26 protein-coding genes are annotated in these 21,922 nt (G+C 64.8%); 11 read left to right on the top strand and 15 right to left on the bottom strand.

Annotation, left to right across the window (positions count from 1 at the left end; translation table 11 throughout):
* Positions 1-61: 61 nt before the first annotated feature.
* From NX773_RS20510 to NX773_RS20490, 5 genes are all read right to left on the bottom strand, one after another.
* Entirely contained in the window at positions 62-277 is a 216-nt protein-coding gene (locus NX773_RS20510; protein WP_370662271.1) for a DUF2970 domain-containing protein, read from the bottom strand.
* Positions 277-813, bottom strand: coding sequence for a cytochrome c oxidase assembly protein (locus NX773_RS20505; protein WP_258858202.1), 537 nt, complete (start codon positions 811-813; stop codon positions 277-279). The genes NX773_RS20510 and NX773_RS20505 overlap by 1 nt, the downstream gene beginning before the upstream one ends.
* Positions 814-951: 138 nt before the next feature.
* Positions 952-2,553, bottom strand: coding sequence for a cytochrome c oxidase subunit I (ctaD, locus tag NX773_RS20500; protein WP_258858131.1), 1,602 nt, complete (start codon positions 2,551-2,553; stop codon positions 952-954).
* Positions 2,554-2,588: 35 nt separating this feature from the next.
* Entirely contained in the window at positions 2,589-3,776 is a 1,188-nt protein-coding gene (coxB, locus tag NX773_RS20495) for a cytochrome c oxidase subunit II (RefSeq protein ID WP_258858130.1), read from the bottom strand.
* A 387-nt stretch (positions 3,777-4,163) separates the two neighbouring features.
* Positions 4,164-5,078, bottom strand: a complete 915-nt coding sequence (locus tag NX773_RS20490) for a methyltransferase domain-containing protein (RefSeq protein WP_258858129.1) — start codon at positions 5,076-5,078, stop codon at positions 4,164-4,166.
* 61 nt (positions 5,079-5,139) lie between these two features.
* On the opposite strand from NX773_RS20490, the gene NX773_RS20485 reads away from it, so the two are divergent.
* Together NX773_RS20485 and trmL are read left to right on the top strand one after the other, a co-directional pair.
* Positions 5,140-5,874 carry a ComF family protein gene (locus NX773_RS20485; protein ID WP_258858128.1) on the top strand — a complete coding sequence of 245 codons (735 nt, stop codon included), beginning with the start codon at positions 5,140-5,142 and terminating at the stop codon, positions 5,872-5,874.
* A 185-nt stretch (positions 5,875-6,059) separates the two neighbouring features.
* On the top strand, positions 6,060-6,530 hold the full coding sequence (gene trmL, locus NX773_RS20480) for a tRNA (uridine(34)/cytosine(34)/5-carboxymethylaminomethyluridine(34)-2'-O)-methyltransferase TrmL (RefSeq protein ID WP_258858127.1): 471 nt from the start codon (positions 6,060-6,062) through the stop codon (positions 6,528-6,530).
* 104 nt (positions 6,531-6,634) lie between these two features.
* On the opposite strand, the gene rfaE2 is transcribed toward trmL, so the two are convergent.
* A complete protein-coding gene (gene rfaE2 / locus NX773_RS20475; RefSeq protein WP_258858126.1) occupies positions 6,635-7,114 on the bottom strand; it encodes a D-glycero-beta-D-manno-heptose 1-phosphate adenylyltransferase in 480 nt (159 codons plus the stop codon).
* Position 7,115: 1 nt separating this feature from the next.
* Positions 7,116-8,312, bottom strand: a complete 1,197-nt coding sequence (locus NX773_RS20470; protein ID WP_258858125.1) for a PilT/PilU family type 4a pilus ATPase — start codon at positions 8,310-8,312, stop codon at positions 7,116-7,118.
* A 140-nt stretch (positions 8,313-8,452) separates the two neighbouring features.
* Here NX773_RS20470 and NX773_RS20465 point away from each other — a divergent pair, with 140 nt between their 5' ends.
* The 5 genes from NX773_RS20465 (at position 8,453) to NX773_RS20445 (ending at position 11,441) form a co-directional block, all read left to right on the top strand.
* Complete coding sequence (locus tag NX773_RS20465; protein WP_258858124.1) at positions 8,453-9,394, top strand: hydrogen peroxide-inducible genes activator; 942 nt, start codon at positions 8,453-8,455, stop codon at positions 9,392-9,394.
* A gap of 120 nt (positions 9,395-9,514) precedes the next feature.
* The gene (gene ubiA, locus NX773_RS20460; protein ID WP_258858123.1) at positions 9,515-10,369 is read left to right on the top strand and encodes a 4-hydroxybenzoate octaprenyltransferase; all 855 of its coding nucleotides are present in this window, start codon (positions 9,515-9,517) and stop codon (positions 10,367-10,369) included.
* A gap of 83 nt (positions 10,370-10,452) precedes the next feature.
* Positions 10,453-10,773: an ElaB/YgaM/YqjD family protein gene (locus NX773_RS20455; RefSeq protein ID WP_258858122.1), complete on the top strand. Its 321-nt coding sequence runs from the start codon at positions 10,453-10,455 to the stop codon at positions 10,771-10,773.
* Position 10,774: 1 nt separating this feature from the next.
* Entirely contained in the window at positions 10,775-11,152 is a 378-nt protein-coding gene (locus NX773_RS20450; protein WP_258823850.1) for a phage holin family protein, read from the top strand.
* Positions 11,139-11,441 (top strand): hypothetical protein, encoded by a 303-nt coding sequence (locus tag NX773_RS20445; RefSeq protein WP_258858121.1) that lies wholly within the window; start codon positions 11,139-11,141, stop codon positions 11,439-11,441. Before NX773_RS20450 ends, NX773_RS20445 begins: the two co-directional genes overlap by 14 nt.
* A gap of 99 nt (positions 11,442-11,540) precedes the next feature.
* Here NX773_RS20445 and proC read toward each other — a convergent pair whose 3' ends face one another.
* Together proC and NX773_RS20435 are read right to left on the bottom strand one after the other, a co-directional pair.
* Positions 11,541-12,362: a pyrroline-5-carboxylate reductase gene (gene proC / locus NX773_RS20440; protein ID WP_258858120.1), complete on the bottom strand. Its 822-nt coding sequence runs from the start codon at positions 12,360-12,362 to the stop codon at positions 11,541-11,543.
* Positions 12,359-13,072 carry a YggS family pyridoxal phosphate-dependent enzyme gene (locus NX773_RS20435; protein WP_258858119.1) on the bottom strand — a complete coding sequence of 238 codons (714 nt, stop codon included), beginning with the start codon at positions 13,070-13,072 and terminating at the stop codon, positions 12,359-12,361. The genes proC and NX773_RS20435 overlap by 4 nt, the downstream gene beginning before the upstream one ends.
* Positions 13,073-13,146: 74 nt before the next feature.
* On the opposite strand from NX773_RS20435, the gene NX773_RS20430 reads away from it, so the two are divergent.
* Together NX773_RS20430 and NX773_RS20425 are read left to right on the top strand one after the other, a co-directional pair.
* Positions 13,147-14,190 carry a type IV pilus twitching motility protein PilT gene (locus NX773_RS20430; protein WP_258858118.1) on the top strand — a complete coding sequence of 348 codons (1,044 nt, stop codon included), beginning with the start codon at positions 13,147-13,149 and terminating at the stop codon, positions 14,188-14,190.
* Positions 14,191-14,205: 15 nt separating this feature from the next.
* Positions 14,206-15,342, top strand: a complete 1,137-nt coding sequence (locus tag NX773_RS20425; protein WP_258858117.1) for a PilT/PilU family type 4a pilus ATPase — start codon at positions 14,206-14,208, stop codon at positions 15,340-15,342.
* Here NX773_RS20425 and NX773_RS20420 read toward each other — a convergent pair.
* Positions 15,339-15,653 carry a hypothetical protein gene (locus NX773_RS20420; protein ID WP_258858116.1) on the bottom strand — a complete coding sequence of 105 codons (315 nt, stop codon included), beginning with the start codon at positions 15,651-15,653 and terminating at the stop codon, positions 15,339-15,341. The two genes, NX773_RS20425 and NX773_RS20420, sit on opposite strands and share 4 nt — an antisense overlap.
* A 121-nt stretch (positions 15,654-15,774) precedes the next feature.
* On the opposite strand from NX773_RS20420, the gene NX773_RS20415 reads away from it, so the two are divergent.
* Entirely contained in the window at positions 15,775-16,260 is a 486-nt protein-coding gene (locus tag NX773_RS20415) for a glutathione peroxidase (protein WP_258858115.1), read from the top strand.
* Here NX773_RS20415 and NX773_RS20410 read toward each other — a convergent pair.
* The 5 genes from NX773_RS20410 to NX773_RS20390 form a co-directional block, all read right to left on the bottom strand.
* Complete coding sequence (locus tag NX773_RS20410) at positions 16,257-16,658, bottom strand: hypothetical protein (protein WP_258858114.1); 402 nt, start codon at positions 16,656-16,658, stop codon at positions 16,257-16,259. The genes NX773_RS20415 and NX773_RS20410 overlap by 4 nt on opposite strands.
* Positions 16,659-16,976: 318 nt before the next feature.
* Positions 16,977-17,393, bottom strand: coding sequence for a hypothetical protein (locus NX773_RS20405; protein ID WP_258858113.1), 417 nt, complete (start codon positions 17,391-17,393; stop codon positions 16,977-16,979).
* A 117-nt stretch (positions 17,394-17,510) separates the two neighbouring features.
* Complete coding sequence (gene glcF / locus NX773_RS20400) at positions 17,511-18,734, bottom strand: glycolate oxidase subunit GlcF (RefSeq protein WP_258858112.1); 1,224 nt, start codon at positions 18,732-18,734, stop codon at positions 17,511-17,513.
* 3 nt (positions 18,735-18,737) lie between these two features.
* Positions 18,738-19,793 (bottom strand): glycolate oxidase subunit GlcE, encoded by a 1,056-nt coding sequence (gene glcE, locus NX773_RS20395; protein ID WP_258858111.1) that lies wholly within the window; start codon positions 19,791-19,793, stop codon positions 18,738-18,740.
* A gap of 13 nt (positions 19,794-19,806) precedes the next feature.
* Positions 19,807-21,288, bottom strand: coding sequence for an FAD-linked oxidase C-terminal domain-containing protein (locus NX773_RS20390; protein WP_258858110.1), 1,482 nt, complete (start codon positions 21,286-21,288; stop codon positions 19,807-19,809).
* A gap of 73 nt (positions 21,289-21,361) precedes the next feature.
* On the opposite strand from NX773_RS20390, the gene NX773_RS20385 reads away from it, so the two are divergent.
* Positions 21,362-21,913: a cob(I)yrinic acid a,c-diamide adenosyltransferase gene (locus NX773_RS20385; protein WP_258858109.1), complete on the top strand. Its 552-nt coding sequence runs from the start codon at positions 21,362-21,364 to the stop codon at positions 21,911-21,913.
* Positions 21,914-21,922 lie beyond the last annotated feature (9 nt).

Below are 21,922 nucleotides of genomic sequence, written 5' to 3'. Positions count from 1 at the left end.
CTATGGATCCCGGCCTGCGCCGGGATGACGTTGTTTTATTGTTCGGGCACTCCAACTACCGCTACTTCGATACGGCAAACCGCACCACAGTTATCAGGATGCCAATGAACAGCACCACCCCGATCAGCGCGGCGATGATCACGTGGATCGGGTTCAGGTTGGCAGAATCGTGCTCGTAGTCCTTGCGCTTGCGCACGCCAAAGAACGACCAGAACACGGCCTTCATGGTGGCGCCGAACGATCCCTTGCGCTGTACCGGCTTGTCCGGATCCATCATCATCCTTCCTTCATTGCCACCGCGCCGCCGATCTCGAAGAACGTGTACGACAGCGTGATGGTCTTCACTTCCCGGGGCAGCTTGGGGTCGATAAAGAACACGACCGGCATCTGCCGCGCCTCGTTTGGGCCCAGCGTCTGCTGCTTGAAGCAGAAGCACTCGACCTTCTTGAAGTACGGCGTGGCCGACTGCGGCGCATAGCTCGGAATCGCCTGCGCCGCCACCGTCCTGCCCTGGGTGTTGACGACCTCGTAGGTGACCGTGGTCAGTTCGCCCGGGTGCACGCTGACGCTGTTTTGCGTCGGGCGGAAGCGCCACGGGCCCTGCGCGTTGCCATCCAGCTCAACGACCACGGTGCGCGACTTGTCGACCTGCGTGTTGGCAGGCCGCGCCACGGTGCCGTCCTTCTGCGTAATCACGTTCAGGCCCAGCTCTTCGCAGATCTGCCGGTACACCGGCACCAGCGCATAGCCGAACCCGAACATCGCCACAGCAATGACAACGAGCTTGCCGAGCGTGCTGCGGTTCAGGTGCATCAACCGGCCGGTGCGGGTGCCTTCTTTGCTCACGTCAGTTGAACCAGATGCGTTTAACGAAGACCATCACGAAGAAGAACAGCGGGATCGCCGCGATGGTCCATGCGAGTTTGGCGTTGCGTTTCCTTTGCGCGTCCATTATTTCACCAGCGGCGGGGTCTCGAAGGTGTGGAACGGCGCCGGGCTCGGCACGGTCCACTCCAGGCCTTCCGCGGCTTCCCACGGCTTGTCCGCTGCCTTGGCGCCGCCGCGGATGGTCGGCAGCACCACGAAGAACAGGAAGTACACCTGCGACAGGCCGAAGCCGAAGGCGCCGATCGTCGCGATGCTGTTGAAGTCGGTGAACTGGGCGGCGTAGTCCGCATAGCGGCGCGGCATGCCAGCCAGGCCCAGGAAGTGCATCGGGAAGAAGGTGATGTTAAAGGTGATGATCGATGCCCAGAAGTGGAACTTGCCGCGGCCTTCCGGATACATGTGGCCGGTCCACTTCGGGCCCCAGTAGTAGAAACCGGCGAACAGGGCAAACAGCGAGCCGGCCACCAGCACGTAGTGGAAGTGCGCCACCACGTAGTAGGTGTCCTGCAGCTGGATGTCGATCGGGGTCACGGCCAGGATCAGGCCGGTGAAGCCGCCCATGGTGAACACGAAGATGAAGCCCACCGCGAACAGCATCGGGGTTTCAAAGGTCATCGAACCGCGCCACATGGTGGCCACCCAGTTGAACACCTTCACGCCGGTCGGCACGGCGATCAGCATGGTGGCGTACATGAAGAACAGCTGGCTGGTCACCGGCATGCCGGTGGTGAACATGTGGTGCGCCCAGACGATGAACGACAGGATCGCAATCGAGGCGGTTGCGTACACCATCGAGGCGTAGCCGAACAGCGGCTTGCGCGCGAACGCCGGGATGATCTGCGAGACGATGCCGAATGCCGGCAGGATCATGATGTACACCTCGGGGTGGCCAAAGAACCAGAAGATGTGCTGGTACATGACCGGGTCGCCGCCGCCGGCAGCGTTGAAGAAGGTGGTGCCGAAGTGGCGGTCGGTCAGCGTCATGGTGATCGCGCCTGCCAGCACCGGCATCACGGCGATCAGCAGGTAGGCGGTGATCAGCCAGGTCCAGCAGAACATCGGCATCTTCATCAGGGTCATGCCCGGTGCGCGCATGTTCAGGATGGTGACGATGATGTTGATCGAACCCATGATCGACGAGGCGCCCATGATGTGCAGCGCGAAGATCGCCATGTCCATGCCCGGGCCCATCTGCGCGGTCAGCGGCGCGTACAGGGTCCAGCCGGCGGCGGTGGCGCCGCCCGGCACGAAGAACGAGGCGGCCAGCAGCAGCGCGGCCGGCGGCAGCAGCCAGAACGAGAAGTTGTTCATGCGCGCAAACGCCATGTCCGATGCGCCGATCTGCAGCGGGATCATCCAGTTGGCGAAGCCCACGAAGGCCGGCATGATCGCGCCGAACACCATCACCACGCCGTGCATGGTGGTGAGCTGGTTGAAGAACTCGGGCTGGAAGAACTGCAGGCCGGGCTTGAACAGCTCGGAGCGGATCATCAGCGCCAGCACCCCGCCGGACATCAGCATGGTGAGCGAGAACCAGAGGTACAGGGTGCCGATGTCCTTGTGGTTGGTGGCAAACAGCCAACGGCGCATGCCGGTCGGGTGGTCGTGCGCGTGATCGTGGGCGTGAGCGTGATCGTGTGCGTGATCGAGTGTGCTGGAAGTCATATCAGTGTCCTGGCAATCTTTGTTCTACTTGCGTATCACTTGCTACGGGCAGCCATCACTTCGGCCGGCTGTACGATGTTTTCAGCTGCTTTGTTGCCCCAGCTGTTGCGGGTGTACGTGATCACCGAGGCGATCTCGGTATCCGACAGCTGCTTCCAGGCCGGCATGGCCGACGGGAACTTGCCGCTGTGCTTGCCGTTCAGGAGCACGTTGATCTGCTCGGCCTTGGGGCCGTTGACCACCGGCGAGCCGTCGAGCGACGCGAACGCGCTCGGCACGCCCTTGCCGTTGGCCTGGTGGCAGGCCACGCAGTTGGTGGTGTACACCTTTTCGCCGCGGGTCTTGAGCTCGTCCAGGGTCCAGGTCTTGGTGGCGTCGTCGGCGCTGGCGGCCATGGCGGCTTTCTTTTCATTGACCCACTTGGTGTAGTCCTCGGCCGAGACAACCTTCACGACGATCGGCATGAAGGCGTGGTCCTTGCCGCACAGCTCGACGCAGTTGCCGCGGTAGGTGCCGATCTGGTCGGCCTTGAACCAGGTGTCACGCACAAAACCCGGAATCGCGTCCTGCTTGACGGCGAAGGCGGGGATGGTCCAGGAGTGGATGACGTCGTTGGCGGTGGTGATCAGGCGCACCTTCTTGTTGACCGGCACCACCACCTCGTTGTCCACCTCGAGCAGGTAGTTTTCGTTGCGCTGGCCAACCGGCTCGACGCCCGGGCCGCCGACGAGCGCGCGCGGGGTGGACAGGTTGGACAGGAAGGAGATGCCCTCGCCTTCGCCCTTCAGGTAGTCGTAGCCCCACTTCCATTGCATGCCGGTGGCCTTGATGGTCAGGTCGGCGTTGGAGGTGTCTTTCATTGCGACCACGGTACGGGTGGCCGGCAGGGCCATGCCGATCACGATCAGGAACGGTACGACGGTCCAGGCGATTTCGACGGCGGTCGATTCGTGGAAGGTGGCGGGCTTGTGGCCCAGCGATTTGCGGTGCTTGAACACCGAATAGAACATGACGCCGAACACGCCGATGAAGATCACCAGGCAGACCAGCATCATGTAGTTGTGCAGGTTATAGACTTCTTCGCCGATGCCGGTCACCGGGAGCTGCATGTTCAGTTGGTGCTCAACTGGCCGCCCAGTGATAACAGGTTCTGCCAAAGCTGGGATACTGGCCGATACTGCGAGGCCGAGCATCAGAGCTTGAAGTCGCTTTGCATATGTCATGTTGTCCCCAACCACCCAAAAAAATAATAATTTTTTAATGGCTCGGCAACGATGACTGACTGCCGGCCCGCAACACCTCTTGCAAAAGGCCCGCGGCCGACACGCGCAGCAATACAACGCACTGCGGCTTGGCAGGAGCCCATCATTGATCCGCGAAACACTCCCACCGCATGACCACTGATTCTTGCAAATGCTGTAATTCAGTCCGACTCTAACGCCGTTACTGCTTTTATTTCCAGCGTGCTGCTACCACAGTCGGAAGAAATTGTCTTTGATTATACGCAAGTCACTAACATTTATTCAAGAAAATTAGTCTTGGCAGCAAATTTGCACTTCACCAATCTTACACTGGCCTGACGCAAATCTTGCAAAATTCTTACGTGACACTTACTGCGGCGGGCGCGGCTGGAACCGGACGATCGATTCGCCGGCTGCCGTTTTCTTGGGCACCGGGCGGAATGCATGGCCGTACACCACTTCGAATGTCAGGCCAAGCTTGCCGTCGGGACGGCGCTGGGCCTCCAGCGCCGCCAGCATCCGTTGCCAGGCGGCACGCCCGATCAGGCCGCGGCGGCGCGTGGCCAGCGGGTTGCCGCCCAGCGCGCGCACATCGGCCAGCAGCGCGGCCGCTGTGTCATAGGTGACCGTGATCTGCTCCATGTCCATCACGGGCGTGGAAAACCCGGCCTCCACCAACTGGTCGCCAAAATCGTGCATGTCCACGAACGGCAAGGCATGCGGCGTTTCGTCCAGGGACGCAAACGCCGTGCGCAGTTCCTTGAATGTATCCGGGCCAAAATTGGAGAACATCAGCAAGCCATCCACCCGCAACACGCGGCGCCACTCGGCAAACACCTTGTCGGGCTGGGGATGCCAATGGAGCGCGAGATTCGACCACACAAGGTCGATCGAGTTCGGGCCCAGCGGCAGGTTGCCGAAGTCGCCACTGAGCAGGTCAACACCGGTCTTGGCCGGCATCAAACGGCTGAGCAGTTGGTTCAGCGGGCGCGGCGCCGGCCCTTTGGCGGCAGCCAGCAGCGCGGGGGCGGCATCGACGCCCACGATCTGGGCGGCCGGATAGGTTTTCTGTAACAGGGCGAGGTCCTCGCCCGTGCCACAACCGGCGTCGAGCACGCGCTCGGGCGCGATCTTCACCAGCGCCAGCCGCTCGTGCATGCGCGCGGCGATCTCGCGCCGCAAAAAGTTCGATTCGGCAACGCGAGCGGGACGGGAAAACAGCTGGCGGACGCACGCCATGTCGATGGGCGCGCTCATTTTGGACGAGGATTGGGGAGAAGCCATGTTGTGTTGCGTTCAGGTGAGATAATGGCGGGAGTGTACATGTTTGTGGGAAGACGAGCCGATGCCCGACCGCCTGCGCTTGTGGTGGCACCGCTGGCCACGCGCGCTGGCGCAGGCGTTGCTGCCGTCGTGCTGCGCGCTATGCGGCCAGACGTGCGGGCGTGTGGTGTGCACGGATTGCCACGCGCAGTACGTGAGCGAGCGTGCACGCTGCGCGCGGTGTGCCAACCCGCTGCCCGCGCCCGCGCCACTGTGCGGCGCCTGCCTGGCCGACCCGCCGGCCTTCGACGCCACCGTGGTGGCGGCGGACTACGCGGCGCCGCTGGACCAGCTGGTATTGCAGCTCAAATTCGCCAGCCAGCTCGCCTTGGCGCCATGGTTTGCGCAGCTGCTGCGCGACGCGGCGCTGGCCCGGGCCGGTCCCGCGCTGCCGGACCTGCTGTGCCCGGTGCCGCTGGGGCCGCAGCGGCTGGTCGAGCGTGGATTCAACCAGGCGCTGGAAATCGCCCGGCCGCTGGCACGGTCGCTTGGTGTGCCGCTGCAGGCGCGGCTGGCGCTGCGCGAGGTGGATACGCGGGCGCAGTCGGGCGTGGCGCCGGGGGAACGCAGGCGCAACATCCGGGGCGCGTTTGCGGTCGCGCCGCAGATGCTGGACGCGGTGGCCGGCCGCCATGTGGGCATCGTGGACGACGTGATGACCACCGGCAGCACACTGGACGAGCTGGCGTCCACGCTCAAGCAAGCTGGCGCGGCGCGCGTGACCAACCTGGTGTTCGCGCGCACGCCGCCACGTTGAGCCGCGGGGACCGACGCCGCCGGGACCCATGCTGAGTCCACTGGGGCCGCGAGTGGGCAGAAAATCGCGGCACGTCGCGTACGGGTTATGGGTTCCGGCCTGCGCCGGAACGACGCTAACTAAGATATTCCGGACAACGGGGACCAAGCCCGGAATCGAGCAGTTGTTTTTGTAAGGAGATCGCTTTGTTTCACGTCGTTCTGGTCGAACCCGAGATCCCGCCCAACACGGGCAACGTCATCCGCCTGTGCGCCAACACGGGCGCGCAGCTGCACCTGATCGAGCCGCTCGGCTTTCCGCTGGACGACGCCAAGATGCGCCGCGCCGGACTCGATTACCACGATTACGCGACCATGAAGGTGCACAAGAACTGGGACGCGTTTCTGGCCGAGGCCCGACCTGATCCGGCGCGCATGTTCGCGATGACCACCCACGGCTCGTCGCCGTTTGCCGACGTCCAGTTCAGGCCGGGCGACTTCTTCATCTTTGGCGCCGAATCGCGTGGGCTCGACCCGGCGCTGCGCGAATCGTTCCCGGCTGCCCAGCGCATCCGCTTGCCGATGCGCCCGGGCAACCGCAGCCTGAACCTGTCGAATACCGTGGCCGTCGTCGTGTACGAAGCGTGGCGCCAGAACGGCTACGACGGCGGCAGCTGAACAACTGGCCCACCAAAAACAAGGTCGCTCCCGCGCCGGCGGGCGGCAAGTCGGGAACGACGGCTTTCGGGCTTGAGCAGAGAACTGGTTCCGATCGCTGCTGATCAGGAGTACGAACGCACCTTCGCCAGCAGCTTGGTGGTCGAGCGGTCGTGCTCGAAGTCGATGGCAACGGCCTTGCCGCCATTGGCGATCACGGCCTTGCCCTCGGGGATCTCGGTCATCACGTAGTCACCGCCCTTTGCGTAGATATCGGGGCGCGCCTCCTGCACCACTTCCAGCGCCGTGTCCTCGTCGAACTCAACGACCAGGCTCACCGATTCGAGCGCGGCCAGCACGGCGGCGCGGTCGGCCATGGTGTTGAGCGGCCGGTCGTCGCCCTTGCCCAGGCGCTTGACCGAGGCGTCGGTGTTGACCGCCACCACCAGCGAGGCGCCCAGTTCGCGCGCCTGCGCCAGGTAGGTCACATGCCCCCGGTGCAGGATGTCGAACACGCCGTTGGTGAGCACCACCGGCTTGGGCAGTGCGGCAACGCGCGCCTTCAGTTCGGCGCGGTTGCAGATTTTGTCTTCGAATGCTGGCATATCAGTGCTTCGGCGCCTCGCTGTTGTCGTCCTCTTCCGGCTCCTCCTGCAGCGACAGGCCCAGCCCGCCGCCACCGCCGCCCTCCTCGCCCGGCTCCTTGCGCTCGCCATGCAGCTTGATCTGCAGGCGCAGGCCGTTGGCCGAGTCGGCGTTGCGGATCGCCTCGTCATAGCTGATCAAACCCTTGTTGTACAGGTCGAACAGCGCCTGGTCAAACGTGCACATGCCCAGCTCGCGCGACTTGTGCATGATTTCCTTGATGTTCTGGAAGTTGCCCTTCAGGATCATCTCGCTGATCGTCGCCGTGTTCAGCAGGATCTCGATGGCGGCCTTGCGGCCCTTGCCGTCCTCGGTGCGCACCAGGCGCTGCGAGATGATCGCGCGCAGGTTCGACGACAGGTCCGACAGCAGCTGGTTGCGCCGCTCTTCCGGGAAGAAGTTGATGATCCGGTCCATCGTCTGGTTGGCGTTGTTCGCGTGCAGCGTGCCCAGGCACAAATGGCCGGTTTCGGCGAACGCGATCGCGTGCTCCATGGTTTCCGTGTCGCGGATCTCACCGATCAGGATCACGTCCGGCGCCTGGCGCAGCGTGTTCTTCAGCGCGTTGTGCCACGACAGCGTGTCCACGCCCACTTCGCGGTGCGTGATCAGGCAGCCTTTGTTCTTGTGCACGTACTCGACCGGGTCTTCGACGGTGATGATGTGGCCGGCCGAATTGCTGTTGCGGTAGTCGATCATCGCCGCCAGCGTGGTCGATTTGCCCGAACCGGTGCCACCCACCACCAGCACCAGGCCGCGCTTGGTCATGATGACATCCTTGAGCACTTCGGGCAGGTCGAGCTTCTCGAAGTTCGGGATCTCGGAAGCGATGGTCCGGATCACCATGGCCACGTTCTGCTGCTGCATGAATACGTTGACGCGGAAGCGGCACACGTTGGGCAGCGAGATCGCGAAGTTGCATTCCATCTCGGCGTCAAACTCGGCGCGCTGGCGCTCGTTCATCAGCGAATTGGCCAGCGCGCGCGTAACCTCGCCGGTGAGCTTTTGCTGCGACAACGGCTTCATCGCGCCCTGGTGCTTCATGCTCGGCGGGAAGTCAGCGGAAATGAACAGGTCCGAACCGCCCTGGTGGTGCATGACGGTCAGCAGTTTGTGGATGTAAGCCTGGGCTTCCGCCGGGCCAAAGGTCGAGGACATGCGCGCCTTTCAAATGGTGGGGTCGGGCAAAACGGCAGCCCGGCAATTATATCGACTATGATTCCCGGTAAAATAGTATTTCCTGGCTGACCATTACCAACTCGGTGTTGTTCCAATACAAATACGACCGACCGGGCCCTATGACTCTCACCGAACTCAAATACATCGTTGCCGTGGCGCGCGCCCGGCATTTCGGCCACGCGGCCGAGGCCTGCTTCGTCGCCCAGCCCACGCTGTCGGTCGCGATCAAGAAGCTCGAGGACGAACTGGGGGTGACGCTGTTCGAGCGCGGCGGCTCGGAAGTGTCGGTCACGCCGATCGGCGCGCAGATCGTGGCGCAGGCCGAGCGCGTGCTGGAGCAGACCGCGGCCATCAAGGAACTGGCCAAGCAGAACAAGGACCCGCTGGCCGGCCCGCTGCGCCTGGGCGTGATCTACACCATCGCGCCCTACCTGCTGCCGCCGCTGGTCAAGACCATGATCGATGCGGCCCCGCAGATGCCGCTGATATTGCAAGAGAATTTCACCGTCAAGCTGATCGAGCAGCTGCGCCAGGGCGAGCTCGATGCCGCCATCATGGCCCTGCCGCTGCCGGAGCAGGGGCTGATGGTGCAGCCGCTGTACGACGAGCCGTTCGTGGTGGCGGTGCCGCGCAACCACCCGTGGGCCACGCGCAAGGAAATACCGGCGGAGGACCTGAAGCAGGAAACCATGCTGCTGTTGGGCAGCGGGCACTGCTTTCGCGACCAGGTGCTGGAAGTGTGCCCGGAGATGGCGCGTTTCTCGTCCGGCGGCAACGGCATGCAGCGCACCTTCGAAGGCTCGTCGCTCGAGACCATCCGGCATATGGTGGCCAGCGGCATTGGCCTGACGGTGCTGCCGCGCGCATCGGTACGCGACATGCACGACCCGAACGGCATGATCGCCTTCGTGCCGTTCGCCCCGCCGGTGCCGTCGCGCCGCGTGGTCATCGCCTGGCGCAAGAGCTTTACCCGGCGCGCAGCGATCGATGCGATCTGCAAGGCGGTGGGCGAGTGCGACCTGCCCGGGGTGCAGATGGTGTCGGTGGCGGAGGCCGCGTAATGTCATAACGTAGGGTGGGCAGGTTTCCTGCCCACGCGTTCGGCCAGCGCGCGCACTGTCTGAACGCGTGGGCAGACAAGCTGCCCACCCTACCTGTTTTTAACTATTAAGAATCAATTCATGAGCAAACTGGCGCTGTATTTCCGCCTGGTCCGTGCCGACAAGCCGATCGGCATCCTCCTCCTCTTGTGGCCGACGCTGTGGGCGTTGTGGATGGCCGCCGGCGGCAAGCCCGATCCGCTGTACATCGTCATCTTCGTCGTCGGCACGGCGCTGATGCGCTCGGCCGGCTGCGCGATCAACGACTACGCCGACCGCGACTTCGACCTGCATGTCAAGCGCACCGCCGAACGCCCGCTCACCAGCGGCCGCATCAGGGCGTGGGAAGCGGTGGCGGTTGCCGCCGCGCTGTCCGTCATCTCGTTCCTGCTGATCCTGCCCCTGAACGCGCTGACCAAGGAACTGTCCGTGGTCGCCGTGATCGTTGCCGGCACCTACCCCTATTTCAAGCGCTTCTTCGCCATCCCGCAGGCCTACCTGGGCATCGCATTCGGCTTCGGCATCCCGATGGCGTTTGCCGCCGTGCAGGGCGAAGTGCCGGCGGTCGCCTGGTGGCTGCTGGTTGCCAATATTTTCTGGGCTGTTGCGTACGATACCGAATACGCGATGGTGGACCGCGATGACGACCTGAAGATCGGCATCAAGACCTCGGCCATCACCTTTGGCCGTTACGACGTGGCAGCCGTGATGCTGTGCTACGCGGCCGCGCTGGCGATCGACCTCGTCTGCGGCTGGGTGATCGGCCTGCGCTGGTGGTTCGTCGCCGGCATCGCCGTTGCGGTGGCCATGGCGGTCTACCACTATTTCCTGATCCGCGGCCGCGACCGCATGCGTTGCTTTGCGGCCTTCCGCCACAACAACTGGTTGGGTGCGGCCGTGTTCGCCGGTGTCGCGTTAGACTATGCAATAGGATAATATTGTCCGGAATACACTCGGTGCCGAATGCACGCAAGCAATACGCACCGGGCCCGACACCAACCAACACGAAGAGGTTCATCATGATCGAACGCATCCCCACCCAAACCGGCGCCCGCGACCAACTGGTCACCGACCTGAAAACCGTCATCGCCGACGCCGAAGCCTGGCTGCGCCACGGCACCCAGCTGTCGGGCGAAGAACTGAAGGCCGCCAAGGCCAAGTTCGAACGCACCCTGGTCAATGCCAAGGACGACCTGATGCGCCTGGAACAGGCTGCGGTGGAAAAGGCCAAGGTTGCGGCCAAGGCCACCGACGACTACGTAAAAGAAAATCCGTGGAAGGCGGTGGGCCTGGGCGCGGCGGTGGGCGTGGTCATCGGCATGCTCATCGCACGCAAGTAAGATGGCACTCGGGGCGGCGGTAGGCCGCATCGGGGCGACGCTGGTCGCCATGCTGCACACACGGCTGGAACTGGCGGCCGTGGAGGTGCAGGAGGAGGCCCGTCGCCTGTCCGGCTACCTGGCCTGGACGCTGATGGCGGTGCTGCTGGGCGCCGGCGCGGTGCTGTTCGCCGCACTGTTCGTCGTGCTGCTGTTCTGGGACAGCTACCGCCTGGCCGCCGTGGGCGCCATGGCGGTGCTGCTTGCACTGGCCGGTTTCGTGATCCTGAACCGCGTGCAGGCCAGCTTTGCGGCAAAGCCGGCGCTTTTCGAAGCGACGCGCAAGGAGCTGCGCAACGATCTCGATTTCATCACCGGCGCGGGGCATGCAAGTGAGTAAAGAAGCTGTCTTGCTGGCGCAGCGACGCGCCGAACTGATTGAACTGTGCGCGCTGCAGCGCGGGTTCCTGGCCGAGGAAGTCGCGGCGCTCAAGACGCCTTTCGGCGGCGCGGGCGTTGGCGGCTTTGTCGCCGCGAACAAGCCCGTGGTGCTCGCGGTGGCGGGCGTGGCGCTTGGCCTTGCGGTCACGCGGCCCAAGCGCGTGCTGAAGCTGGCCGCTGCCGGCCTGTCGTTATGGAAGGTGGCGCAGAAGGTGCTGCCGCTGCTGACACGGCCCAACGCTGGTTGAACGCGTGGGCGGCACAGCCGCCCACCCTACCGCCTGCCCGCTTTCGTAGGGTGGGCGGGTTTCCCGCCCACGCGTCCAAACCGTGCGGGCCAGGCCCGTTCAGGCATCCCTGCCCATCTGTTCCCCCAGCTCGCGGCCACGCGCCGCGGCTGCCTTCACCGCTTCCACAATCGCCTGCTTCACGCCAGCCTGCTCCATGCTCGTGATCGCCGCGTAGGTGGTGCCGCCCTTGGAGGTGACGCGCTCGCGCAGCACCTCGACCGGCTCGCTCGATTGCGCCGCCAATTGCGCCGCGCCACGGAAGGTTTCGAGCGCCAGCTCCTTGCCCTGCTCCGCCGACAGCCCCAGCTCCAGCGCCGCCTGCTGCATCGCTTCCATGAAGTAGAACACGTACGCCGGCCCGCTGCCCGACACCCCCGTCACCGGGTCGATCAGCGACTCATCACTGAGCCACACGGTCTTGCCGACCGCGCGCAGGATGCTGTCGGCCGCAGCCTTCTGCTGCTCGCTCACGCCCGGCATGGCGACCATGCCGGTCACGCCCATGCCCACCAGCGCCGGCGTGTTGGGCATGCAGCGCACGATGGCGCCGTAATCGCCCAGCCAGCGCGACAAATCCGCGCCGCGAATGCCGGCCGCAATCGACAACACCAGCGGGCGCGATTGCGCCAGCTGCGGGCGCAGCGCCGCGGCCACCTCGCGCATCTGCTGCGGCTTCACGGCCAGCACCACCACTTCGCTTTCGCCCACGCGCGCGCCGATCGTCTCGGCCGTGTTCACGCCATACTGCCCATTGAGCCTGTGCAGCGCCTCGCTGTTCGGGTCCACCACCTGGATGTCCGGCCCCGCTGCAAGCCTGCCCACGAGGCCCGCGATAAGCGCGGTGGCCATGTTGCCGCCGCCGATAAAACTGATCTTCATTCCTTCACCTTGTTGTAGTTGCGCGCGCCGAAAATCGCGCTGCCGACGCGAACGATGGTCGCGCCTTCGGCCACCGCCGCGGCCATGTCGCCCGACATGCCCATCGACAGCGTATCCAGTTCGAGTCCTTCGCCGCGCAGCTGTTCGAGCAGCTCGCGCATGCGCCGGAACGGGGCGTGCTGTTTGTCCGGGTCTTCTTCCGGTTCCGGGATCGCCATCAGCCCGCGCAGTCGCAAATTTGGCAGGCCCGCCACCTGCCGAGCCAGTGCGGGCAAGTCGGCCTCGGTCACGCCGCTCTTGGTCTCTTCGCCGCTGATATTGACCTGCAGGCAGATGTTGAGCGGCCCCATCCCGGCCGGCCGCTGTTCGGACAGCCGCTGCGCGATCTTCAGGCGCTCCACCGTATGCACCCATGCGAAATGGGTGGCGATGGGCCGCGTCTTGTTGCTCTGGATCGGGCCGATGAAGTGCCACTCCAGCGCCACCCCGGGCGCCGCCTGCGCCACGGCCTCGATCTTGTCCAGCGCCTCCTGCAGGTAGTTCTCGCCGAATGCGCGCTGCCCTGCCTTCATCGCTTCGAGCACCGCCTCGGGCCCGAAGGTCTTGGAGACGGCCAGCAAGCGCACGCTGTCGGGCGCACGCCCCGCGGCCTGCGCGGCAGCTTTGATTGTGGCGCCAACGTTATGGAGCTTGCTGCTGATTGTGGACATATTCATTAACACGGGGCAATATTCGGGTTTGACGCGCGACTCGCAAGGGCGCACCAACGGCACAGGGATTATAAATGGACATCGCAGAACTACTCGCCTTCTCGGTCAAGAACAAAGCTTCGGACCTGCACCTGTCGGCCGGCCTGCCACCGATGATCCGCGTGCACGGCGACGTGCGCCGGATTAACCTGCCGGCGATGGACCACAAAGAGGTCCACGGCATGATCTATGACATCATGAACGACGGCCAGCGCAAGCACTACGAAGAGGTGCTCGAGGCCGACTTCTCGTTCGAGATCCCGGGCCTGGCGCGCTTTCGCGTGAACGCCTTCAACCAGGGCCGTGGCGCAGCCGCGGTGCTGCGTACGATTCCGTCCAAGATCCTGTCGCTGGAAGAGCTGAACGCGCCAAAGATTTTTGCCGACCTCGCGCTCAAGCCGCGCGGCCTGGTGCTGGTCACCGGCCCGACCGGTTCGGGCAAATCGACCACGCTGGCGGCGATGGTCAACCACCTGAACGAAAACGAGTACGGCCACATCCTCACGATCGAGGACCCGATCGAATTCGTGCACGAATCGAAGCGCTGCCTGATCAACCAGCGCGAAGTCGGCCCGCACACGCTGTCCTTCAACAACGCGCTGCGCTCGGCGCTGCGCGAAGACCCGGACTGCATCCTGGTGGGCGAGCTGCGCGACCTGGAGACGATCCGCCTGGCGCTGTCGGCGGCGGAGACCGGCCACCTGGTGTTCGGCACGCTGCACACCTCGTCGGCGGCCAAGACCATCGACCGTATCGTGGACGTGTTCCCGGCCGAGGAAAAGGAGATGGTGCGCGCGATGCTGTCCGAATCGCTGCAGGCCGTGATCTCGCAGACCCTGCTCAAGACCAAGGACGGCTCGGGCCGCGTGGCGGCGCACGAGATCATGATCGGCACGCCGGCGATCCGCAACCTGATCCGCGAGGCGAAGATCGCGCAGATGTACTCGGCGATCCAGACCGGCAGCAACGTGGGCATGCAGACGCTCGACCAGAACCTGACCGACCTCGCACGACGCAACGTGATTTCGGCGCAAGCGGCACGCTCGGCCGCCAAGATTCCGGAAAACTTCCCCGGCTAACAAGGACAGCACACGATGGAACGCGATCAGGCTTCAAAATTCATGTTCGACCTGCTGCGCCTGATGGTCAGCAAGGGTGGCTCGGACCTGTTCATCACCGCGGGTTTCCCGCCCGCGATAAAAATCGACGGCAAGATGACGCCCGTGTCGAGCCAGGCGCTCACGTCGAATCACACGGCCGACCTGGCGCGCGCCATCATGAACGACAAGCAGGCCGCCAGCTTCGAGCTCTCGCGCGAGGCCAACTTCGCGATCAGTCCTGGCGACCTGGGGCGCTTTCGCGTGTCGGCATTCCAGCAGATGGGCGCGGTGGGCATGGTGCTGCGGGTGATCACGACCACGATCCCGAAGTTCGAGGACCTGGAACTGCCGGAGGTGCTCAAGGAAGTCGTCATGACCAAGCGCGGGCTGGTGATCATGGTCGGCGCGACCGGCTCGGGTAAATCGACCACGCTGGCGGCAATGGTCGGCTACCGCAACGAGAACAGCTACGGCCACATCCTCACCATCGAGGACCCGGTCGAATTCGTCCACCCGCACCGCAACTGCGTGATCACGCAGCGCGAAGTGGGCGTGGACACCGAGAGCTTCGAAGCGGCGCTGAAGAACTCGCTGCGGCAGGCGCCGGACGTGATCCAGATCGGCGAGATCCGCGACCGCGAGACCATGGAGCACGCGATCGCGTTCGCCGAAACCGGCCACCTGTGCCTGGCCACGCTGCACGCCAACAGCGCCAACCAGGCGCTGGACCGCATCATCAACTTCTTCCCGGAAGAGCGCCGTCAGCAGCTCTTGATGGACCTGTCGCTCAACCTGAAGGGCCTGATCTCGCAGCGCCTGATTCCGCGCAAGGAAGCCAAGGGCCGCGTGGTGGCGATCGAAATCCTGCTCAACTCGCCGCTGATCTCGGACCTGATCTTCAAGGGCGAAGTTCACGAGATCAAGGAGATCATGAAGAAGTCGCGCGAGCTGGGCATGCAGACCTTCGACCAGGCGCTGTTCGACCTGTACGAGGCAGATAAGATCACCTACGAGGACGCGCTGCGCAACGCCGATTCGGTGAACGACCTGCGCCTGAACATCAAGCTCAACTCCAAGCACGCGAAGAACAAGGACTTCTCGGCCGGGACCGAGGGCCTGGGGATCGTTTAAGCGGAAGCTACCCGCGCCGACGCGTGCGTGACGCAGGCCTTGTGCACGTTCTCGAGAAAGCGGATCGCCTCGCCCAGCGACAGGCTGGATGGAACGAGCGCGGCGAGCGAGACGTCATCGCTGATGCGGTCCACGCCGTAGGCAATCGCGCGCGAGACGTCGCGCGCCTGTTTGCCGTCACTGTTGTAGAGCGCGTCGTACACTCCGGCGGCCTCCCACAGCGGCACGAAGCCGGGGCTGGCGCTGTCTTCGAATACGATGGCGGGCTCGGTCTCGTCGTCCTGCGACCAAAGCCGGAACACGGAACTCACGGTCGGCACTCTCTGTTGTTGAAACGGGCTGCATGCTACCACGGCCGCCGCGCCAGCGCGGGCGACTGGGGTCGTGTGTGCGCCGCGCGCGGCCGGCAGCGAAGCTTGGTATAGTTAAGTCATGAACACCTTCGACTTCCAGGCCAATGCCCTCGATGGCACGCCAACCGACCTGTCGCGCTGGCGCGGCAAGGTACTGCTCATCGTGAATACCGCAAGCGAGTGCGGGTTCACGCCGCAGTACGAGGGGCTGGAAAAGCTGTACCGCCAATTCAAGGATCGCGGGCTGGTGGTGCTCGGGTTTCCCTGCAATCAGTTCGGCAAGCAGGAGCCGGGCACCGAGGCCGAAATCCGCGCGTTCTGCCAGCAGCAGTACCAGGTGAGCTTTCCGCTGTTCGCCAAGGTCGATGTGAACGGGGACACGGCGCACCCGCTGTTCAAGTACCTGAAGCAGCAGGCGCCGGGGGTGCTCGGCACGGAAGGCATCAAGTGGAACTTCACCAAGTTCCTCATCAACAAGGACGGCAGCGTGGTCAAGCGCTATGCGCCGCAGACCAAGCCCGAAGAACTCGTGGGCGATATCGAAGCGCTGCTCGGCAAATCCTAGAAATTGAGCAGCGCGCACTCGGCCACTGAGAACACCTTCTCCGTCACGCTGACGGGCCGGCCGTCGGGTTGGCCGGCGTCTTCCGGGAACGTGACGCCGTAGCGCAGCGGCTTTTTCGAGAGCAGCACGGCGCGGAAGTACTGCTTGCCGCGACTTTCCGCGATGCTACACAAGCCCTTGAGAATGAACATCGACGATGGCCGCGCCGTGATCGGATAGGTCACCTCGACCAGTGAATTGTCGGGCGCGCGCCGGATTTCCTCGAAACTCATGTCGAGCTGTTTGCCGTTTTCCACTGGCACATCCTTGGCGCTCAAATGCACCAGGTCGGCGCTGCTCTGAGCAAGGGCAGCGTTGGCCGCCAGTGCGGCCACAACAGCAACAACACTCTTGCGCATGGTGTTCCCTCTTTTCGTTGCAAAGCGGAATGGGAGATGCATCCCGGATTGGGATGGCGAAAATATAGCTCAGCAAATTGCACTTGTTCCTGCGTTTTGCAAAGTACTGGAGCGCGAACCTGCGCGTATCAAGCGTCGGGGCTGGTGATTGAACTTTGGAAATTCAATGCGGTCAAGCCGAGTCACCGCCGGTTGGACGCGTGGGGCGAAACTGGGCAATGCCCAGCTGAGCGAGCTGCCCCCCTACCGGCGCGCTTGCCAGCGCGCCAACGGAAAAAGCCCGCGCGCGGCGGGCTTTACCAGGAGATGGGGAGCTGCTTACTTGGCCGGAGCTGCTTCGGCCTTGGCTTCCTTGGCTTCGGCTTTCTTCTCGGCCTTGGCTGCCTTGGTGGCGTGCTTGGTCTCGGCCTTGGCGGTCACCACGTCCTTCTTGGCTTCCTTGGCGTCGGCCTTGGTTTCCTTGGCGTCGGTCTTGGCGGCTTCCTTCGATTCCTTGGCAGTGGTCTTCACGGCAGCCTTGGTCTCTTTGGCCTGGGCCTTGGCCACGTCTTTCGCTTCCTTGGTATCGGCCTTGGCCACGGTTGCTGCTTCCTTGGCGTCAGCCTTCGCGACGGTCTTGTCATGCTTTGCTTCGGCCTTGACGGCGGCAGCCGGCGCGGTGGTCGGAGCCGGGTTCTGCGCGAAGGCAGCAGTTGCAAACAGACCGGCGATCAGGGTAGCGATAACTTTGTTCATGGTGGCTCCTCGTTTGGTTTGGGTGTCGTGCACATTTGCTGTGTCACTGAGCCAGAAACGGGGCGCCACCTCGGCCTGTTGACGGGCTTTACAAAGCGTTACATCGCTGGCAAATGCTTACAACTGCAATGCCCGGTCCACGAACTCGATCCAGTGCGTGACCGGCGTATCCGTGCCTGACTGGAGATGCGTCAGGCAGCCGATGTTGGCCGAAACGATTTCGTCGGCGCCGGTCGCTTCCAGGTTGGCGAGCTTGCGATCGCGCAGCTGGTGGGCGATCTCCGGATGCAGCATCGAGTAGGTGCCGGCCGAGCCGCAGCACAGGTGGCTCTCCGCGCACAGCACCACGTCCACGCCGACGGCGCGCAGCACGCCCTCGACTTTGCCGCGGATCTGCTGGCCATGCTGCAGCGTGCAGGGCGGGTGGTAGGCCACGCGCTTGCCGATCCTGCCGTTCATCCGTGCTGCCAGTTCCGCTTCGAACTGCGGCATGATCTCGGACAGGTCGAGGGTCATCTCCGAAATGCGCTTGGCCTTCGCGGCATACACGCTGTCATGCGCGAGCAGGTGGCCGTACTCCTTGACCGTCACACCGCAGCCGGAGGCGGTCATCACGATGGCCTCCACCTTGTCCACGTACGGCCACCAGGCGTCGATGTTGCGGCGCATGTCGTCAAGGCCGCCCTCCTGGTCGTTCATGTGGTAGCGCACCGCGCCGCAGCAGCCCGCCTTGGGCGCAACGATCAGCTGCACACCGAGCGCATCGAGCACGCGGGCAGTGGCCGCGTTGATGTTGGGCGCCATCGCCGGCTGCACGCAACCGTCCAGCACCAGCATCTTGCGCGCGTGCTCGCGGCGTGGCCATTGGCCGCTGGGGCGCGCCGGCTGCAGCTTGTCCTGCAGGTTTTCCGACAGCAGCGGGCGCACCGCCTGCCCTGCCTTGAACGCGGCCTTGAACAGGCCCGCGCGCGGCAGCGCTTCCTTGAGCGCGTTGCGCTTGATACGCTCGCCTAGCGGACGCGCCACGCGCGCTTCGACCACCTTGCGGCCGATGTCCACCAGCCGGCCGTAGCGCACGCCCGATGGGCAGGTCGTCTCGCAGTTGCGGCAGGTGAGGCAGCGGTCCAGGTGCAGCATGGTCTTGTGCGTGGGCTCGGCACCTTCGAGCACCTGCTTGATCAGGTAGATGCGCCCACGCGGACCATCGAGTTCGTCGCCCAGCAGCTGGTAGGTCGGGCAGGTGGCGGTGCAAAAGCCGCAGTGCACGCAGGCGCGCAGGATCGATTCGGCCTCGTCGCCTTCGCGCGTGCCCTTGATGAAGTCAGCCAGATTGGTTTGCATGGTTCAGTACATCCGTCCCGGATTGAAGATATGCGCCGGGTCGAATGCCGCTTTCAGGCGCGCGTGGATCTTCGCCACGGCCGGCGCCAGCGGCTGGAATACGCCAACACGCTTGTCGCCGCCGCGGAACAGCGTGGCATGGCCGCCGCAGGCCGCGGCGGTCGCGCGGATCGCCTGCGCGCTTGCCTCGTCCGAATCCGCGCGCAGCCAGCGCTGGGCGCCGCCCCATTCGATCAGCTGCGCTCCGCCCAGCACGATCGCGCCGGTGGTGGACGGCACAGACAGGCGCCACAACGCGGTCTCCCCCGCAAAGAATGCGTGCTGCTGCTCGCGCAGCGACGCCCAGAACGGATCGGCGTCCTCGACCACCTGGCCGCCCAGCGACTTCACCGCCGCGTCCACCGCCGCCTGGGCGCCGGACAGGCGCAGCGTCAGCTCGCCGCCCGTCCAGCAGCTGGCGGAGATCGGCAGCGGCTGGCCGCCCCACTCGTTCAGCTTGCGCAGGGCCTCGATCTCGCTGATGTCAAAGCGCAGCGTGGTTTCGCGAAACGCGCGCGGCAGCACCTTGACCGACAGGTCGAGCAGCAGGCCGAGCGTGCCGAGCGAGCCCGCCATCAGGCGCGACACGTCGTAGCCGGCCACATTCTTCATCACCTGCCCGCCGAAGCGCAGCACCTCGCCCTTGCCGTCCATGATGGTCGCGCCCAGCACGAAGTCGCGCGCGGCGCCGCTGTTGGCGCGGCGCGGCCCGGACAGGCCGGCAGCGATGGCGCCGCCGAAGGTGGCCCCCGCGCCGAAGTGCGGCGGCTCGAAGGCGAGCATCTGGTTGCGTTCGGCCAGCACTGCCTCGATTTCGGCCAGCGGGGTGCCGCAGCGCGCGGTGATCACCAGTTCGGTCGGCTCGTAATCGACGATGCCGGTGTGGGTGCGGGTGTCGAGGATCTCGCCATCCAGCGCCTGGCCGTACCAGTCCTTGGTGCCGCCACCACGGATACGCAAGGCGCGCTTGTTCGCGGCCGCGGCGCACACCTGTTCCTTGAATTGTTCAATCGCCTGCATCTGGTGTTCCAACTTAAAAGCGCGGCAGGTCCGCGAACGGCAGCACCCCGCCCTTCACGTGCATCTTGCCGAATTCGGCACAACGGTGCTTGGTGGGGATGGCCTTGTCGGGGTTGAGCAGCATCGGCTCGTCGAACGCGCGCTTGACCTCGATGAAGGCGTCAAGCTCTTCGCGCCGGAACTGCACGCACATCGAGTTGATCTTCTCCATGCCCACGCCGTGTTCGCCGGTGATGGTGCCGCCCACTTCCACGCACAGCGCCAGGATCGCCGCGCCGAAGGCCTCGGCGCGCTCGAATTCGCCGGGCTGGTTGGCATCGAACAGGATCAAGGGGTGCAGGTTGCCGTCGCCGGCATGGAACACGTTCGAGCAGCGCAGGCCGAAGGTCGTTTCCATGCGCTCGATCCCGGTCAGCACCTCGGCCAGCTTCTTGCGCGGGATGGTGCCGTCCATGCAGTAGTAGTCCGGCGAGATGCGGCCGGCGGCCGGGAAGGCGTTCTTGCGGCCGGACCAGAAGCGCATGCGCTCGGCCTCGTTCTGCGACACCGAGATCGCGGTCGCGCCCGCGGCCTGCAGCACTTCGGACATGCGCTCGATTTCCTCGGCCACTTCGAGCTCGGTGCCGTCGGCCTCGCACAGCAGGATCGCGGCGGCCTCGGTATCGTAGCCCGCCTTCACGAACGGCTCGACCATGCGCACCGAGGTGCGGTCCATCATCTCCAGCCCGGCCGGGATGATGCCGGCTGCGATCACGCGCGCCACCGCATTGCCGCCGGTGACCACGTCGTCGAACGAAGCCATGATCACGCGCGCCGTGGCCGGCTTGGGCACCAGCTTGACCGTCACCTCGGTCACGATGCCGAGCATGCCTTCCGAGCCGATGAACACGGCCAGCAGGTCCAGGCCCGGCGCGTCCAGCGCTTCGCTGCCCAGTTCAATGATCTCGCCGTCGATGGTGGCCACGCGCACGCGCAGCACGTTGTGGACCGTGAGGCCGTACTTGAGGCAGTGCACCCCGCCCGAGTTCTCGGCCACGTTGCCGCCGATGGTGCAGGCGATCTGCGAGGACGGGTCCGGCGCGTAGTACAGGCCATGCTGCGCGGCCGCGTCCGAAATGGCCAGGTTGCGCACGCCGGGCTGCACCACGGCCGTGCGCGCGTGGGCGTCCACCCGCACGATCCGGTTCAGCCGCGCGGTGGAGATCACCACGCCCTCGGCAATCGGCAGCGCGCCGCCGGACAGGCCGGTGCCCGCGCCGCGCGGCACGATCGGCACGCTCAGCTCGCGGCATGCGTTCAGCACTGCCAGCACCTGCTCCTCGTTCTCGGGCAGGGTGACGACCATCGGCAACTGGCGGTACGCCGCCAGGCCGTCGCACTCGTAGGGTCGGGTATCTTCGGGGTCGGACAGCACGCAGCGCGCCGGCAGGCGGGCCTTGAGGGCGGCCGCGACTTCGTCCCGGCGCCCTGTATTGACAGGAAGGGATGCACTCATGCGGAGATTGTAGGCACAATATTGTCGTTTTGTCGTATCCTCGGCCTATCTTTTTTTCAAGTGTGACATAACCATGGGCAATCGACTTTCAAAAATCGCCACCCGCACGGGCGACGATGGCACTACCGGACTGGGAGATGGCAGCCGCACCGGCAAGGACAGCGTGCGCATCCATGCGCTGGGCGAGGTCGACGAGCTCAATTCCTTCGTCGGCCTGCTGCTGTGCGAGGACATGCCGGGCGAGCTGCGCGAGGAGCTGGTCACGATCCAGCACGACCTGTTCGACCTGGGCGGCGAGCTGTGCATCCCGGGCTACCAGCTGATCACCGAGGACCACGTGGCACGGCTGGACGCCCTGCTCGAGAAGTACAACGCCGACCTGCCGATCCTGAAGGAGTTCATTTTGCCGGCGGGCTCGCGCGCTGCCGCGCTGGCGCACGTGTGCCGCACCGTATGCCGCCGGGCCGAGCGCGAGATCGTGGCCCTGGCCCGCAGCGAGACCATCAACGCCTATCCGCGCCAGTACGTGAACCGGCTGTCGGACCTGATGTTCGTGCTGGCGCGCGTGCTCAACCGCTTTGCCGGCGGCAGCGACGTGCTGTGGCAGCACGACCGCAAGCGCTGACACCCCGGC

It is taken from the genome of Massilia solisilvae, from assembly GCF_024753215.1.
In the GTDB taxonomy this organism is placed as follows: Bacteria; Pseudomonadota; Gammaproteobacteria; order Burkholderiales; family Burkholderiaceae_D; genus Telluria; species Telluria solisilvae.
Note: the sequence above shows the minus strand (reverse complement) of the source record. Positions and strands in the feature narration are given on the sequence as shown.

Coding starts and splice junctions, on each gene's coding strand:
- NX773_RS20510 (WP_370662271.1), bottom strand. CDS start 277: ATGATGGATCCGGACAAGCCGGTACAGCGCAAGGGATCGTTCGGCGCC.
- NX773_RS20505 (WP_258858202.1), bottom strand. CDS start 813: ATGCACCTGAACCGCAGCACGCTCGGCAAGCTCGTTGTCATTGCTGTG.
- ctaD (WP_258858131.1), bottom strand. CDS start 2,553: ATGACTTCCAGCACACTCGATCACGCACACGATCACGCTCACGCCCAC.
- coxB (WP_258858130.1), bottom strand. CDS start 3,776: ATGACATATGCAAAGCGACTTCAAGCTCTGATGCTCGGCCTCGCAGTA.
- NX773_RS20490 (WP_258858129.1), bottom strand. CDS start 5,078: ATGGCTTCTCCCCAATCCTCGTCCAAAATGAGCGCGCCCATCGACATG.
- NX773_RS20485 (WP_258858128.1), top strand. CDS start 5,140: ATGCCCGACCGCCTGCGCTTGTGGTGGCACCGCTGGCCACGCGCGCTG.
- rfaE2 (WP_258858126.1), bottom strand. CDS start 7,114: ATGCCAGCATTCGAAGACAAAATCTGCAACCGCGCCGAACTGAAGGCG.
- NX773_RS20470 (WP_258858125.1), bottom strand. CDS start 8,312: ATGTCCTCGACCTTTGGCCCGGCGGAAGCCCAGGCTTACATCCACAAA.
- NX773_RS20465 (WP_258858124.1), top strand. CDS start 8,453: ATGACTCTCACCGAACTCAAATACATCGTTGCCGTGGCGCGCGCCCGG.
- ubiA (WP_258858123.1), top strand. CDS start 9,515: ATGAGCAAACTGGCGCTGTATTTCCGCCTGGTCCGTGCCGACAAGCCG.
- NX773_RS20455 (WP_258858122.1), top strand. CDS start 10,453: ATGATCGAACGCATCCCCACCCAAACCGGCGCCCGCGACCAACTGGTC.
- NX773_RS20450 (WP_258823850.1), top strand. CDS start 10,775: ATGGCACTCGGGGCGGCGGTAGGCCGCATCGGGGCGACGCTGGTCGCC.
- NX773_RS20445 (WP_258858121.1), top strand. CDS start 11,139: ATGCAAGTGAGTAAAGAAGCTGTCTTGCTGGCGCAGCGACGCGCCGAA.
- proC (WP_258858120.1), bottom strand. CDS start 12,362: ATGAAGATCAGTTTTATCGGCGGCGGCAACATGGCCACCGCGCTTATC.
- NX773_RS20435 (WP_258858119.1), bottom strand. CDS start 13,072: ATGTCCACAATCAGCAGCAAGCTCCATAACGTTGGCGCCACAATCAAA.
- NX773_RS20430 (WP_258858118.1), top strand. CDS start 13,147: ATGGACATCGCAGAACTACTCGCCTTCTCGGTCAAGAACAAAGCTTCG.
- NX773_RS20425 (WP_258858117.1), top strand. CDS start 14,206: ATGGAACGCGATCAGGCTTCAAAATTCATGTTCGACCTGCTGCGCCTG.
- NX773_RS20415 (WP_258858115.1), top strand. CDS start 15,775: ATGAACACCTTCGACTTCCAGGCCAATGCCCTCGATGGCACGCCAACC.
- NX773_RS20410 (WP_258858114.1), bottom strand. CDS start 16,658: ATGCGCAAGAGTGTTGTTGCTGTTGTGGCCGCACTGGCGGCCAACGCT.
- NX773_RS20405 (WP_258858113.1), bottom strand. CDS start 17,393: ATGAACAAAGTTATCGCTACCCTGATCGCCGGTCTGTTTGCAACTGCT.
- glcF (WP_258858112.1), bottom strand. CDS start 18,734: ATGCAAACCAATCTGGCTGACTTCATCAAGGGCACGCGCGAAGGCGAC.
- glcE (WP_258858111.1), bottom strand. CDS start 19,793: ATGCAGGCGATTGAACAATTCAAGGAACAGGTGTGCGCCGCGGCCGCG.
- NX773_RS20390 (WP_258858110.1), bottom strand. CDS start 21,288: ATGAGTGCATCCCTTCCTGTCAATACAGGGCGCCGGGACGAAGTCGCG.
- NX773_RS20385 (WP_258858109.1), top strand. CDS start 21,362: ATGGGCAATCGACTTTCAAAAATCGCCACCCGCACGGGCGACGATGGC.